Annotated in this window: 14 protein-coding genes; 1 reads left to right on the forward strand and 13 read right to left on the reverse strand. The window is 37.3% G+C overall.

Annotated features, from left to right (window positions below; all coding sequences use genetic code 11):
- Positions 1 to 178: 178 nt before the first annotated feature.
- From pnpS to citZ, 6 genes are all read right to left on the reverse strand, one after another.
- Positions 179 to 1930, reverse strand: a complete 1752-nt coding sequence (pnpS, locus tag N784_RS01775; protein ID WP_036831419.1) for a two-component system histidine kinase PnpS — start codon at positions 1928 to 1930, stop codon at positions 179 to 181.
- Complete coding sequence (locus N784_RS01780) at positions 1923 to 2633, reverse strand: response regulator transcription factor (protein WP_036831420.1); 711 nt, start codon at positions 2631 to 2633, stop codon at positions 1923 to 1925. The genes pnpS and N784_RS01780 overlap by 8 nt, the downstream gene beginning before the upstream one ends.
- 250 nt (positions 2634 to 2883) lie before the next feature.
- Positions 2884 to 3360 (reverse strand): MaoC family dehydratase, encoded by a 477-nt coding sequence (locus tag N784_RS01785; protein WP_036831423.1) that lies wholly within the window; start codon positions 3358 to 3360, stop codon positions 2884 to 2886.
- A 77-nt stretch (positions 3361 to 3437) separates the two neighbouring features.
- The gene (gene mdh, locus N784_RS01790) at positions 3438 to 4376 is read right to left on the reverse strand and encodes a malate dehydrogenase (RefSeq protein ID WP_036831426.1); all 939 of its coding nucleotides are present in this window, start codon (positions 4374 to 4376) and stop codon (positions 3438 to 3440) included.
- A gap of 25 nt (positions 4377 to 4401) precedes the next feature.
- On the reverse strand, positions 4402 to 5673 hold the full coding sequence (icd, locus tag N784_RS01795) for an NADP-dependent isocitrate dehydrogenase (protein WP_036831429.1): 1272 nt from the start codon (positions 5671 to 5673) through the stop codon (positions 4402 to 4404).
- 134 nt (positions 5674 to 5807) lie between these two features.
- Positions 5808 to 6923, reverse strand: a complete 1116-nt coding sequence (gene citZ / locus N784_RS01800) for a citrate synthase (protein WP_036831432.1) — start codon at positions 6921 to 6923, stop codon at positions 5808 to 5810.
- A 394-nt stretch (positions 6924 to 7317) separates the two neighbouring features.
- Between citZ and ytvI the strand changes: the two genes are divergently transcribed.
- The gene (ytvI, locus tag N784_RS01805) at positions 7318 to 8451 is read left to right on the forward strand and encodes a sporulation integral membrane protein YtvI (protein WP_036831434.1); all 1134 of its coding nucleotides are present in this window, start codon (positions 7318 to 7320) and stop codon (positions 8449 to 8451) included.
- 35 nt (positions 8452 to 8486) lie between these two features.
- On the opposite strand, the gene N784_RS01810 is transcribed toward ytvI, so the two are convergent.
- The 7 genes from N784_RS01810 to N784_RS01840 all read right to left on the reverse strand — a co-directional run bounded on the left by N784_RS01810 (position 8487) and on the right by N784_RS01840 (position 15885).
- Entirely contained in the window at positions 8487 to 8882 is a 396-nt protein-coding gene (locus N784_RS01810) for an FxsA family protein (protein ID WP_036831437.1), read from the reverse strand.
- A gap of 125 nt (positions 8883 to 9007) precedes the next feature.
- Positions 9008 to 10768 carry a pyruvate kinase gene (gene pyk / locus N784_RS01815; protein WP_036831439.1) on the reverse strand — a complete coding sequence of 587 codons (1761 nt, stop codon included), beginning with the start codon at positions 10766 to 10768 and terminating at the stop codon, positions 9008 to 9010.
- Between the two features lie 73 nt (positions 10769 to 10841).
- Complete coding sequence (gene pfkA, locus N784_RS01820; RefSeq protein ID WP_036831442.1) at positions 10842 to 11801, reverse strand: 6-phosphofructokinase; 960 nt, start codon at positions 11799 to 11801, stop codon at positions 10842 to 10844.
- A 257-nt stretch (positions 11802 to 12058) separates the two neighbouring features.
- Positions 12059 to 13024 carry an acetyl-CoA carboxylase carboxyltransferase subunit alpha gene (locus N784_RS01825; protein ID WP_036831443.1) on the reverse strand — a complete coding sequence of 322 codons (966 nt, stop codon included), beginning with the start codon at positions 13022 to 13024 and terminating at the stop codon, positions 12059 to 12061.
- Complete coding sequence (gene accD / locus N784_RS01830) at positions 13021 to 13881, reverse strand: acetyl-CoA carboxylase, carboxyltransferase subunit beta (protein WP_036831445.1); 861 nt, start codon at positions 13879 to 13881, stop codon at positions 13021 to 13023. The genes N784_RS01825 and accD overlap by 4 nt, the downstream gene beginning before the upstream one ends.
- A gap of 97 nt (positions 13882 to 13978) precedes the next feature.
- Positions 13979 to 14587 carry a FadR/GntR family transcriptional regulator gene (locus tag N784_RS01835; protein ID WP_036831717.1) on the reverse strand — a complete coding sequence of 203 codons (609 nt, stop codon included), beginning with the start codon at positions 14585 to 14587 and terminating at the stop codon, positions 13979 to 13981.
- A 59-nt stretch (positions 14588 to 14646) separates the two neighbouring features.
- Complete coding sequence (locus tag N784_RS01840; protein WP_036831448.1) at positions 14647 to 15885, reverse strand: NAD(P)-dependent malic enzyme; 1239 nt, start codon at positions 15883 to 15885, stop codon at positions 14647 to 14649.
- Positions 15886 to 15942: the final 57 nt, after the last annotated feature.

Raw genomic sequence — 15942 nt, forward strand, 5'->3', positions numbered from 1 at the left:
AGAGCACTTTGTTTCAAGAAAATATAAAAAGCCCTTTAATCACTCCAGATTAAAGGACTTAATGATAATAAAAAAACGGAAGCGGGATTAGGCTTCCGTAAAAAAAGAAAACACCTTGGATGAAAGGGTTTCAACTAATAATATACCAACGTTTTGTAAACCTTAAATGAACTTTCTATTAATTTAATGTAAATTTCATTGGTATAAAGATATGAAACGTTGTACCTTTCTCATATACACTATCCACTTTAATCGTACCATGATGAGCTTCAACAATATGTTTAACAATTGCAAGACCTAAACCAGTACCACCTGAATTTCTAGATCTCGCTTTGTCTACACGATAAAAACGTTCAAATATTCGTGGAACTTCTTCTTCTGGAATTCCAACCCCATTATCTTCCACCATAATATGGACATCGGCTTGATGTTTTTTTATAGAGACCGTGACACTACCACGAGGATGACTATAATGTATCGCATTTCCAAGTAAGTTCATCACGACTTGTTTTAATCGAGCAGCATCTCCCTCCATCAACACATCTTCTTCAAAATGTGTATGAATCGTAATCTCTTTCTCATCTGCTTGTTGTTCTACAATTGGAATGATATCGTTAATCATCGCTCGAATCGAAATTGGCTCGATATTTAGTTGAAATTCTTCCTTCTCTAACTTCGATAATTCTAGCAAATCATGAATTAAGGATTGTAATCGTTGGCTTTCTTTCAAAATAATATTAATGAATTGTTCTCGTAAAGCCTCATCTTGCATCGCTCCATCTAATAACGTTTCAGAGAATCCACGAATTGACGTAATAGGCGTTCTTAATTCATGAGAAACGTTCGCTACAAAATCTTTGCGCGTTTGTTCTAAGTTCTTCAATTCTGTTATATCATGAAATACTAACACAACGCCTTTCCATTCATATGATTCATTGATGATAGGAGCACCTAAAACTTCAAGAAACCTACGCTCTATTTGTAAACGACGAGTAAAGGAATGGCGGACATGCTGTTCTGTCATAAATACTTCTTTAACCGCTTTATGCACTTCTTCCTCTTGAATGGCTTGATAATATAAATGACCTAAATAATCATTATATTCCCCTTTAAAACTATCTAGAAATGCCTTATTTACTAAATTAACATAGCCTTTCTCATCAATCAGCACAAGACCATTTCCCATATTGTTAATAACAGCCTCTAACCGATCATTTTGCATTTCTTGTACCATGCTCATCTCTTGAAGATTACGAGCAAGGACATTAATAGAACTTGTTAATTGAGCTGCTTCACCAAAATTACCTTCATACGTTCTTGCTCGATAGTTCCCTTGTGCTAATTCATCTGCTACCCTTGCAGCAGAACGAATCGGCTTAATATACTTCTCAAATATGCTCCGTCCGAGTGTAGCCATTACTAATATGCCAATAAATACAGTAATACCAATAATCAACCAAATATGCTTCGTAATATCAGTGACAGCATTAACTTTAATAATCATAAAAATAGTTCCAGATAACTCATCATTATCATTGATTTGAAAAGGAAAGTAGAAAATATTATTCTTTAATTGCCCTTTATTCATAGGAGATAAACTCAAATCATAGCTTTGAACGAATTGTTGAACGCTTTCTCTTTCCTTCTCAGATAAATCTAATACATCATCCGTTGTGTCAAAAACAACATCAGCATCTTGCTTATATACCAAGGCTATATTAAGTTTGTCACTAATATGTTCAAGTTGAGAAACTCCATCAGCATTATCCAATAAATCCACTAAATAATGGGCGTCATTTTTCACTCTTTCTTCTATAATATCTACAATGAAATTTTTTGTTAATTGAGCAAGTACAATACCTAATCCCATCATTAGAATAATCGCTAAAATGGAATAGCTCAGAAAGGGCCGCGAGACTTGTTTACGCATCTTTAGACGGGTCCTCCATCTTATAGCCAAGACCTCTTATCGTTTTTATGTACACTGGCTTTTTCGTATCTGGTTCAATCTTCTCTCTTAAGTGGCTAATGTGGACATCTACAATTCGAGTATCACCAACGAAGTCGTAATTCCAAACAGCACTTAATAATTGATCACGAGAAAGCACTCTTCCTTTATTCTTCGTTAAATAAAGAAGAAGTTCAAATTCCTTCGGTGTTAGAACAAGACCGCTCCCTTTAACCGTCGCTTCGTATTGTTCAGGGTAAACGATTAAATCAGCAATTTTATAACTTTCGGTTCCTCTCGCTATTTCTGGTGCATGTTGAGATATTCTTCGCAAAATCGCTTTAATTCGAGCCACCACTTCTCTTGGACTAAACGGCTTTGTTAAATAATCATCCGCACCTAATTCAAGGCCTAATACTTTATCGAACTCGTCATCTTTCGCTGTTAACATTAAAATTGGTGTTTGCATTTGCTTCTGTCGCATTTGTTTACAAACTTCCATTCCATCCATTTCAGGCAACATGACATCTAATATAATTAAATCAAACGGTTGTACAGAAGCTTTATCTAACGCTTCCTTCCCACTATAGGCAACATCGGTTGTAAATCCAGCTTGTTCAATGTTGTACTTTAATAATGTTACAATTGATTCCTCATCATCCACTATAAGAATGTGTTGAGCCATTTTACATACACCTCAGTTCAAGATTCTCTCTTTACATCATACAACGAAGTTTCATATTTCTAAAGTTTTATATAGATAATCCCTTTGTAGTTAACAATATTTTCACACAGAATTTACGTTGCATTTACAAAAACGATTGATTTCCCTAAACTTTTCCTGTATAGGTTCCTATCCAGTTGTACTGTATCATAAAAAAAACTGAATGACTTCACTTTAATGTGTATGTCATTCAGCATATTCGGTGTTCATATTAATAAAAATTTTCAAGAGATTTCGCATTCATTGATTCTAGTTCATAAGCTGGACATACTTTCATCTTACCATCTACAACGATTCGCCCTTCTTCGTCCTCTACTTTCACCATTACTGTAATCAAATGATCTTCCTCATTTATATCCGTAACTTCTAAGTAAAGCGATAATACAGCATAATGATAAACTGGATGGGGATAAGTAACCTGTTGCTCGACAATGTGGCAACCTGGTCCTGGCAAGTACATTGATATAGCAGAATTGATAAAGCCTATTAGCATAACTGGCGGGACAAGAGGTTGTTTAAATGGTGTTTGAGAAGCATAGTCATGTTGGATATATAGTGGATTTGCATCATCAGTTAATCCTAAGAATAACAACAATTCCTTATCTGCAATAGTTAAATCAGCCGAATAAGATTGCCCTACTTTTAATTCTTTTAACTTAGAGCCTAACTTGCGCTTTTTTCCAATCATTGTTACCACCTCCATGAAAGCGTTTTCTTTTTCTGGTGATAGAAGAACTCGACATATGCCGAGTTCTTCTCATATTCTTATTGTACTACATTCATAACATTTTTAACAGATTCAGCAGACTTATTTAGCTGTGCTTTCTCATCTTCTGTTAATTCTAATTCAATAACTTCCTCTATACCGTTTCCACCTAATATAGTAGGAACACCAAGGTAAATATCCTGGTATCCATACTCACCTTCAAGGTAAGCAATTGCTGGAAGTACACGACGTTGATCTTTCAAAATTGCTTCAGCCATTTCTGTTAAAGAGGCTGCAGGTGCATAATAAGCACTTCCGTTACCAAGGAGACCTACAATTTCTCCTCCACCTTTACGAGTGCGTTCCACAATTTCTTCTAAACGATCAGCAGAGATTAGCTTCTCTAGCGGAATTCCACCAGCATAAGAGTAACGGATTAAAGGAACCATGTCATCCCCATGACCACCTAAAACGAATCCAGTAATATCTTTAACCGACATATTTAGCTCTTGAGCGATAAACGTACGGAATCGTGCTGTATCCAATACGCCACTTTGTCCAATAACACGATGTTTTGGAAAACCTGATTCTTGGAATACGCTATACGTCATTGCATCTACCGGATTCGTTAATACTAAAATCGTCGTATCTGGTGAAAATTTCACAATTTCCCTCGTCACACTCTTCATGATTTTCGAATTAGTTGCCACCAAGTCATCACGGCTCATTCCTGGCTTACGAGCGATACCAGCTGTGATAATGACTAGATCCGATTTCGCTGTATCTTCATAATTTGCTGTACCAGTTATATTTGAATCAAAACCTTGTACTGGACTTGCTTCTAACATATCCAGCGCCTTTCCTTTTGTTGGCTTTTCTTGATCTGGAATATCAACGAGTACAACATCCGCCAATTCTTTCTGTGCAATCATAAAAGCAGTTGTAGCACCTGTAAAACCTGCACCAATTACAGAAACTTTCTTTCTCTCCATTCCCATGGTAATACCCCTTCCCATTTGCATATTAGTCCATATTTTGAATTAATGCTTCACCAAACTCAGAACACTTCACTTCTGTTGCGTTCTCCATTAAACGAGCAAAATCATATGTTACCGTTTTATTAGCGATTGTTTTGTCCATTGCTTTTGTAATAAGATTAGCAGCTTCTCTCCACTCTAAATGTTCAAGCATTAATACAGCAGATAGAATAACTGAGGATGGATTCACCTTATCCATACCGGCATATTTAGGTGCAGTACCATGTGTTGCTTCAAAAATGGCATGACCTGTTTCAAAGTTAATGTTCGCTCCAGGAGCAATACCGATTCCACCTACTTGTGCAGCAAGCGCATCAGAAATGTAATCACCATTTAAGTTCATTGTAGCAACCACATCAAATTCTTTCGGGCGAGTTAAAATCTGCTGTAGGAAAATATCAGCAATAGCATCTTTCACTACAATTTTGCCTTCTGCAACTGCAGCTTCTTCTGCTTTATTTGCAGCTTCTTTGCCTTCCTTTTCAACAATTTCGTCATATTGTCTCCACGTAAACACTTTATCTGCAAATTCTTGCTCTGCTACATCATAACCCCAGGCTTTAAAAGCACCTTCTGTAAATTTCATAATGTTCCCTTTATGAACAAGCGTCACGCTTTTACGTCCTTCTCGAAGTGCATACTCGATTGCAGAACGTACAAGACGTTTCGTTCCTTCTTCAGAAACTGGTTTAATGCCAATACCAGATGTTTCTGGGAAACGGATGTTATGTACTCCCATTTCGTTTTGGAGGAAATCAATTACTTTCTTCACTTCTGGAGTTCCTTTTTCCCACTCAATTCCCGCATAAATATCTTCTGTGTTCTCACGGAAGATGACCATATTAGTATCTTCTGGACGTTTAACTGGAGATGGTACTCCTTCGAACCAACGTACAGGGCGTAAACAAGTAAAAAGATCTAATTCTTGACGTAATGCAACATTTAAAGAACGAATACCCCCACCAATCGGCGTTGTAAGAGGACCTTTAATCGCAATTTTGTAGTCGCGAATCGTTTCTAATGTGTCTTCCGGTAACCATTCACCTGTCTTATCGAATGCTTTCTGCCCTGCATACACTTCTTTCCACTGGATCTTCTTCGTATCCCCGTAAGCTTTTTCAACAGCAGCATCAATAACCTTGCTTGCCGAAGCCCAAATATCAGGACCAATACCGTCCCCTTCAATAAATGGAATAACTACATGATTTGGTACGTTCATTTCCCCGTTGTTTACAGTAATTTTTTCTCCTTGTAACACTTAAACCCCTCCTAGTTCTAATCTTTACAATAGTAGCAATACAATATTATCATACGATATGAAATGCTCCGAAAGCAAAAAAAATAAATAAGCTAGACTCAGAAGTTGTCACTGAGTCTAATTAAAATGGTTATTTAGCGCTGTTCAATTGGTACGTATTTTTGATTCATAGGTCCAACATATTCAGCTCTTGGACGGATTAATCGATTATTATCATACTGCTCTAAAATGTGTGCTAACCAACCAGATACACGACTCATCGCAAAAATAGGCGTAAATAAATCATGATCTATTCCTAAACTATGGTAAACAGATGCAGAATAAAAATCGACATTGGCAGGTAACCCTTTATGTTCTTTAATATATTCTTCAATTTTCACAGACATATTGTACCACTTTGCATTTCCTGTTAAATTCGTTAGTTCTTTTGACATTTTTTTCAAATGCTTTGCACGTGGGTCCCCTGTTTCATATACTCGATGACCCATACCCATTATTTTTTCTTTATTCTTCAATTTTTCGTCAATGTAATCAATTGCTTTATCTTCATCACCAATTTCGGAAAGCATCTTCATAACACGTTCATTCGCTCCACCGTGAAGTGGTCCTTTCAAAGCACCTATCGCAGCAGTAATTCCACTATATACATCGGATAATGTTGCAACACATACACGTGCCGTAAATGTAGATGCGTTTAGCTCATGATCTGCATGTAACACTAATGCTTTATCAATAGCCTCTACTTCAATCGCTTTTGGTTCTTCTCCCTTAAGCATGTACAAAAAGTTAGCAGCATAGTTTAAATCACTTTTTGGTTGCACTGGTTCTAATCCTTTGCGTATACGCGCGAAAGCACTAATAATAGCTGAAATCTTCGCTTGAATACGAATTGCTTTTCGTTGGTTTGCTTCTTGTTCCATTATATCTGCTTCTTCATCAAATAATCCTAAAATTGAAACTGCAGTACGTAGAGCTGCCATGGGATGAACTGTTTTCAAATCATAAGATTTTAAATGATCAATTACAGGCTGAGGAAGTGCCATTTCTTTTGCTATCGCACCTTTCAGCTCATCAAGTTCACTCTGGTTCGGAAGCTTTTTATTCCACAATAGATAAATAATTTCTTCAAATGTAGCATTTTCAGCTAAATCATCGATGTCATAACCAACATATCGCAATTGATCATCAATAATAGAACTAATAGAAGATTCCGTTGCAATAACTCCTTCAAGACCTCTAGTAACTGTCATTTCGATCTCTCTCCTTTTCATGATTGACTACCTTTGTCCATTGATAACACCGACTTCTACTAAACGTTTTCTTACGTGTTATCTTACTATTCATGAACTTTCCCCTACATACATTATATCAAATATCAGAACTTTGTGAATTGAAACCGCTTAACTAATTTCAAAAAAATATATTTTTTAGTAATTTATCCAATGCCTCTTATCTATATTTTTTTAATGGAGCGTTTTCATATTGTTATTATTTCATTCTTTTCATAATTGGTAAACACAAATAATTAGTACGATTTCTAGGTTTTTAAAAAAAAGAAGGAGAGCATGTATAATTAGGAGCGTTGATCAATAGAGTACGATATAATAGACGCGTAAGTATATTTAAGGAGGCAACTTAATATTTATGGATTTAGATAAGTTTTGGCAATATTTTTGGCGGTTTGCCCGCTTGCTTTATGTAGCATTCATTATTCTGATAGGCTTTATTGTAGTTACAAACCTATTTCAATACACCTATCCTTTCATCGTGGCTCTAGTAATGGCTTATATCATGAACCCTTTAGTGAATGTGTTAGTGAATAAAACACGGCTGCCAAGAGGTGCTTCTGTTTTTATTTCGATATTAGCTATTATCGTCTTCTTATTAAGTGTCGTTACCTTTCTAGTCTTAGAGCTTATAGCAGGTACAAAATACTTATCAGAACATTTACCGGAACATTTCGAAACACTGGTCACTTATATTCAAGATATGTTCTCTTTTTATCTTGTTCCATTGTATGAGCAAGTCAATTCGTTCTTTAAAATGTTAGAGCCAGCTCAACAACAACAACTCATTCATACGATAGAAGGATTCGGAGACAGCTTTGCCCAAGCTGGAGCTAATATGCTAGAGAGTATACTTAAGTGGCTCCCAGAAACATTGTCTCATATTCCTAATTTAGCAACAGGAATCGTCTTCTCCGTATTAGGAACATTTTTCATTAGTAAGGATTGGTATAAATGGGGAGACCGAATTAAGAACTATACACCTGATAAAATCATTCAATCTACTATCCATTTATTTAATGGCCTACAAACAGCTTTATTCGGTTTTATAAAAGCACAATTTACGCTAATATCCATGACTGCAATCATTGTGCTTATAGGGCTATTAATATTACGTGTCGATTACGCGATTACAATTGCAGTCATTACAGGAGCGATTGATCTTCTTCCTTATTTAGGAACAGGACTTATTTTCGTACCATGGATTATCTACATGTTCTTTACAGGTAACTATTTTTTAACAATTGGATTGTCTATTTTGTATAGCATCGTTATTTTACAAAGACAATTTATGGAACCAAAAGTGTTATCTACGAACATTAATGTCGATCCACTTGCTACACTAGTTTCCTTATTTGTTGGTTACCAAGTATTTGGATTCCTCGGTTTAATTATTGGACCTGTATTGTTAGTTGTCAGCAAAACGTTGTTCAAGACAGGAATTATACAAGAAGTGTGGGACTTTATCATTGGTCCAAAAAAAGACATATAGCAAAAAACGGTTAGCACTTGGCTAACCGTTTTTTGTTAAAATCGTCTGAACACGGTAATGTTCCCGCTTTCTATCATCTTGCTCACAGTACGTTGAAGAGCTCGTTTAATCGGATTACGAGTTACTGGAAACAATAATATAAATCCAATCGCATCTGTAACAAATCCCGGTGTTAACAGCACGACTGCTCCGATTAAAATACATATACCATCGAATATTTCTTCATGCGGTAAAATTCCCATTTGCATATTATCTCTTGCTTTATTTAAAGTGTCTAAACCTTGTTGCTTAGCTAAATAGGCTCCAAGCACTCCTGTCGCAATAATAAGTAAGATCACCCATAATGGACCAACCATGTTTCCTGCCCATACAAGAACACCTATCTCTATTGCTGGTACTACGAGTATAAACAACAATAACCAGCGAAACAAATCCATCTTCCTTTCATTCTTGCAACTTGTTATAAAATGTATTATACATGAAACAATAAAGAGTATCGAACAGAAAGTATTACAAATAAAAAAGAGGCTAATCGCCCCTTTTTTATTTATAATGATTATAACACACTCGCATGCCCTTCATAAATATCACCAAGGGTAGCATCAATGGTTACTTCATCGTCATCTTTCATAATCGTTGTAGCGTTCTTTACCCCTACTATAACAGGAATACCAAGGCTTAATCCAACCACTGCAGCGTGAGACGTCAATCCGCCTTCCTCTGTTACTAGCCCGCTCGCTTTTTCAATTGCTGGCATCATCTCTTTGTCTGATCCAACTGTAACTAAAATGTCACCTTCTTGGACTTTCTCAATTGCTTCTTCAGCCGTTTTAGCAACTACTACATTACCATAAGCTGATTTCTTTCCAATTCCTTGACCTTTCGTTAGCACATCTCCTACAACGTGTACTTTCATTAAGTTTGTCGTGCCACTTTCCCCCACAGGTACCCCCGCGGTTATGATAACACGGTCTCCACGATTAAAAATACCCGTCTTCAGTCCTTTATCAATAGCATTCGATAACATATCATCAGTAGACTCTGTGTGAACACCCATAACCGCATGTACACCCCAAACTAGTAATAACTTACGATTTACATGCTCTTTAGATGTAACTGCGATAATCGGTGCTTTCGGACGATATTTAGAAATCATTCTAGCTGTATGCCCACTTTCTGTAGGAGCCAAAATAGCAGATACATTCAAGTTCATCGCGGTATGTGTTACTGATTGACTAATCGCATCTGTAATAGTCATATCGCTAGAGCGCGAACGATTGTTCAAGATTGTTTGATAATCTAATGCTGATTCTGCGCGTATAGCTATGTTGTGCATCGTTGTAACAGCTTCTACTGGGTATTGTCCAGCAGCTGTTTCACCACTTAACATAATCGCATCTGTGCCGTCAAAAATTGCATTCGCAACATCACTTGCCTCCGCACGTGTTGGGCGTGGGTTGCGTTGCATGGAATCAAGCATTTGTGTTGCTGTAATAACTGGTTTTCCTGCGGTATTACATTGACGAATTAAATCTTTCTGAACTAATGGAACTTCTTCTGCTGGTATTTCTACCCCTAAGTCTCCACGAGCAACCATTAAACCATCACTAACTTCAAGAATCGATTTAATGTTATCCACACCTTCTTGGTTTTCAATCTTTGGAATAATGTGAATATGTTCTGCTTGATGTTTCTCTAATAGCTCACGAATTTCTAATACATCAGAAGCGCGACGTACAAATGATGCGGCTATAAAGTCAACACCTTGCTTAATACCGAATACTATGTCATTTGCGTCTTTCTCTGTAATACCTGGCAAGTTGACACTTACATTTGGTACGTTAACACCTTTTTTATTTTTTAATGGGCCTGAATTTAATACACTTGTTTTAATTTCATTCTGTTCTTTAAGTACTTCTAATACTTCAAGCTCTACTAACCCGTCATCTAAAAGGATTTTCCCTCCTACATGCACATCGTCAATTAAACCTGGGTATGTGACAGAGAAGCGTTCTGCATCTCCTTCTATTTCGTCCATCGTGACATACGCTGTTGCACCTTTCTCTAGATAGACTTCTTCTTCTTTTAGCATGCCTGTACGAATTTCAGGACCTTTTGTATCTAATAAAATTCCTACTATTTTTCCTGTTTGGCGTGAAGCTTCACGAATATTCTCAATGCGGTTTCGGTGTTCTTCATAATCTCCATGTGAGAAATTCAAACGGGCTACATTCATTCCATTATTAATTAATTCTTTTAACATATCAATGGATTCAGATGCTGGACCAATTGTACATACTATTTTAGTTTTTTTCATTGCTTGTGATAGCCTCCTACACTTTCAATTTATATTAACTGCATGTGAGAACGTTCCCACCACTATTACGTCATTATATAGAAAGCTCTTTAGATAACTGATACATCGTTAAATCTGGAGCGTGTTTGTTATTAAGCGCTTCGATAATGTCATGATCGACGACTTGATTATTTTGAATTCCTACCATACGTCCTGCTTCTCCATTTAACAGTAAATCTACAGATTTGGCACCTAGACGACTTGCTAATACACGGTCATAAGCAGTAGGTGATCCGCCTCGTTGCGTATGACCAAGCACCGTGACTCTTGTTTCAAAGTTTGTTGCTTCTTGAATTCGTTTCCCGAAATCCACTCCTGAACCAACACCTTCAGCTACAATAATAATACTGTGACGTTTCCCACGGTCATGTCCACGTTTCAATCGATCCACAATATGATTGAAATCTTCATCGACTTCTGGAATAAGAATGGTTTCTGCACCATCCGCTAGACCAGCCCAAAGTGCTATATCTCCTGCATCTCGTCCCATTACTTCAATAACATACGTACGTTCATGTGAAGTAGCCGTATCACGAATTTTATCAATAGCTTCAATTACAGTATTTAAAGCCGTATCAAAACCAATAGTATAATCCGTAGCAGCTATATCATTATCTATTGTTCCTGGAACCCCAATACAAGGGAATCCTTTTTCCGTTAATTTTTTTGCACCCATAAAAGAACCATCGCCACCAATAACAACTAGTCCTTCAATACCATATTTCTCTAATTGTTCAATACCTTTTTGTTGACCTTCGTCCGTTTTGAACTCTGGGCAACGAGCAGTATAGAGCATTGTTCCTCCACGTTGAATTATATCTCCAACGGAACCTAACTCCATTTTCTTAATATTCCCATCAATTAATCCTTGATAACCATAGTAAATACCGTACACTTCTACATTATGGTAGAGACATTTGCGTACTACTGAACGAATGGCAGCATTCATTCCTGGAGCATCTCCACCACTTGTTAAAACGCCAATTTTTTTCATTGCTCATCACCTCATTGTAATGATTGGTTTATTTAGTTGTCTCCCCATTCAAAGATAATCGGAAATGCTCGATTTGACAACCTTTTAAAACGATATATAACAAGAAATACATATGTAATCGTTTCATTATATTATTTCCCTATTTATCGCTGTAAAAACCTAAGATAAATGGAAATATATGAAACAACAGAAACTTTGTTTACACACGAACGAAAATAGCGTGCAACAATGATTGCACGCCAAACATTTAAAATAAGTTAATCCACCGTCGTGAAGGAGCCAATCTTTTTATATTTTTCCCATCTTTGTTCTAATAATTCATCGACTGGTATTCCTTTTAATTGTTGCATCGTTTGATTTAAAAAGCTATCAATCTGTTTTGCTTGACTTGCAATATCTCGATGAGCTCCGCCTCTAGGCTCTGGTATAATCGCATCTACAATTCCTAATTTCTTCAAATCATAAGAAGTAATCCCCATCGATTCAGCAGCTTTTTGTGCTTGTCCCGCATCTTTCCAAAGAATTGCAGCTGCTCCTTCTGGAGAAATAACAGAGTACGTGGAATTTTCCAACATAAGAATGCGGTCTCCAACTCCTAGGCCAAGTGCACCACCACTTCCACCTTCTCCAATAACTATACAAATAACGGGAACTTGTAAGCCTGCCATTTCCATCAAATTACGGGCAATCGCTTCACTTTGTCCACGTTCTTCAGCCGCTTTACCTGGATAAGCACCTTTCGTATCAATAAAGCTTACAATTGGGCGGTTAAATTTCTCCGCTTGCTTCATATGACGCAATGCTTTTCGGTACCCTTCCGGATGAGGCATGCCGAAATTACGACGGATATTTTCCTTCGTATCTTTCCCGCGCTGATGCCCGACTACAGTGACTGGCATGTCTTTATACTTCGCTATACCCGCAACAATAGCTTCGTCATCTCCAAAATAACGATCACCATGAAACTCTAAAAAATCCGTGAACAAGTGATGAATATAATCTAATGTCGTTGGCCTCTCGCTATGTCGAGCCATTTGTACTCGGTCCCAAGGCTTCATGTTCCCGTACACATCTGCTTCTACTTTTGCTAAGCGCTGTTCCAACGTTTCAATCTCTTCAGATAAATCTACATCACTTTGTTCTGTATAATGTTTAAGTTCGTTGATTTTATCTTTTAGTTCTACTACTGGCTTCTCAAATTCTAACACTTGTTTCGGTTTCATATAGACTGTTTCCCCCCTTGATGAAGGTCTAACAAAGTGACTAAGACACTTTTTAACTGACTTCTAGCAATAACTTTGTCAAGCTGTCCGTGCTTAAGTTGAAATTCTGATGTTTGAAAATCTTCAGGAAGTTCTTCGCGAATCGTTTGTTCTATGATACGACGTCCAGCGAAGCCGATTAATGCACCTGGTTCAGCAAAATTATAATCTCCAATAGAGGCGAAACTAGCTGATACTCCACCAGTTGTTGGGTTTGTCATAATAGAAACCATTAATCCACCAGCATCACTAAACCTTTTAATAGCTATGGCTGTTTTGCTCATTTGCATTAAGCTTAGTGCACCTTCTTGCATACGTGCTCCACCACTTGCAGTAAAAACAATAAATGGGACCCCTAATGCTTGAGCATGCTCAATAGCACGGGCAATCTTCTCCCCTACAACTGATCCCATACTCCCCATACGAAATCTAGAGTCCATAATAGCACAGGCCACGTCAATACCTTCTATGCTACCTTTTCCGGTAACAACAGCTTCATTAAGATTTGCTATGTTTCGATCCTTCGCTAGCTTTTCTTCATATTGTGGAAAGTTTAATGGATTGGCTGAAATGATATCTTTATCCCATTCTTCAAATGTTCCTTCATCGAATAAACTATCAATTCGCTCATAAGCTGGCATTTTATGATGATATTCACAGTTGGGGCAAACATGTAAGTTCTTTTTAAGCTCTTTACGATAGAATATTTTATAACATGAAGGACATTTTTGCATTAACCCTTCAGGAATATCTTGTTTTGCCTCTTCCCTTGGAATGGATGCGTACTTCTGCTTCTTGCTAAATAAGTCTTTAAGCAAGTAGATTCCTCCTTTAATAACTAGAGCCTATCTATACAACTTTAACTATAACATGTTAAAAATGTTGTAGAAGTTTGTCAGTAATATAAGGTTATCATTACTTATAAAGCGTTGCACATAAACGTTCTAAATATACCTCATCTCGGGTCCGCAAGGCTTCTACTATTTGTTTATATATATCAATACGGTAAACGGGTTGATGGATCGTACGGGAAAAGTCCTCCATGAGCTTCCATATTTTCATTAACAGTTGATTCTCTATCACACGGAAAATGACACAAAAAAAAGCATAATGAAACGTATCTATTCCGGGTTCAAACTGATCAATTTCATCTTGAAGCAATTGGAAATCTTCTAATGTAAGTTGATGCATGGCCATTATAGCAGCTTCTTTTTCTAGTAGTTGTTTCGTAGCTTTTAAATTCTCTCTCGTTGTTGCCTCTTGTAAAATAAATGCAGATAAAATTTCAACCGTTTGAAATGGTTGATAAGCACTAAGAAAAGTCCCCTCTCCTCTACGCGTTTCAATTAAGCCTAGTAGTTCCATAGCACGTAAAGCCTCCCGAACTGAGGAGCGGCCAGCTCGTAATCGCTCGGCCAACTCCCGCTCAGAAGGAAGCTTATCCCCAGGAGATAATCCTTGATCTTCAATAAAATGACGTAATTCTTTTAATACCTCTTCATAAACTTTCGACTTAGACGGCATCGTCACTAGTTAGGATCACTCCTTCTATTAAGTACATTAATGAAGAATGATTCTCCCGATTACTCTTGATCAATTAAAGCTAATTGTCTTGTTTTTTCTGCTACTTGCTCTGGATCTACTTGGCGTCTCGCTACACCTGAATCCATTGCAGCCTTCGCTACGCTCGCTGCTACAACAGGTGCTACACGAGGATCAAATGGTTCTGGAATAACATAGTCTGCGCTAAGCTCTTCATCACTTACAAGAGACGCGATTGCTTCCGCTGCAGCAACTTTCATCTTCTCATTGATGCGAGTAGCACGTACATCTAACGCACCTCGGAAAATACCAGGAAACGCTAGTACATTATTTACTTGGTTCGGGAAATCAGAGCGTCCAGTTCCAATTACGCTTGCGCCTGCTGCCTTCGCAACTTCTGGCATAATTTCTGGCTCAGGATTCGCCATCGCAAATATAATAGGGTTCTCGTTCATGCTTTGTACCATTTCTTTCGATAATAACCCACCAACAGATACACCAATAAACACGTCAGAACCTTTCATTACCTCTTGTAGAGAACCTTCTTGGCGGTCCTTATTCGTAATTTTAGCTATTTCATCTTTAACTTTGTTCATTCCAGCTTGACGCCCTTCAAAAATAGCCCCTTTAGAATCACACATAATAATATCACGTACACCGAAATGATAAAGCAATTTAATAATGGCAATTCCAGCGGCTCCAGCCCCGTTCGCTACAACCTTCACATCAGAGAACTTCTTGCCAGACAGTTTCAATGCGTTCATCATCGCCGCAACGGTAACGATAGCTGTTCCATGTTGGTCGTCATGGAAAATTGGAATGTTCGTCTCTTTCTTTAATCTGTCTTCAATAATAAAACAGTTCGGTGCAGCAATATCTTCTAAGTTAACACCGCCGAAAGTAGGTTCCATTAATTTTACTGTTTGGACAATTTCATCCACATCATTTGTATTTAGACAGATTGGGAAAGAATCCACACCTGCAAAGCTCTTGAATAAAGCTGCTTTTCCTTCCATAACAGGTAAAGAAGCCTCTGCACCGATATTCCCTAATCCTAGTACTGCAGAGCCATCACTAACAACAGCTACCATATTCCCTTTCATTGTATATTCATACACATCTTCTTTACGTTCATATATTTCTTTACATGGTTCAGCTACTCCTGGTGAATAAGCTAAACTCAAATCTTCTTTATTTCTAACAGGCACCTTAGAATGTGTCGCTAGTTTTCCTCTATTTACTCGATGCATATGTAATGCTTCTTCGCGTAGTTTTGACAACAATATTCGCTCCTTTTTCACATAAACAAATTGTCTGACCTTCGTAAATTGGTCTGA

The sequence above is a fragment of the Pontibacillus litoralis JSM 072002 genome (genome assembly GCF_000775615.1).
GTDB lineage: Bacteria > Bacillota > Bacilli > Bacillales > BH030062 > Pontibacillus > Pontibacillus litoralis.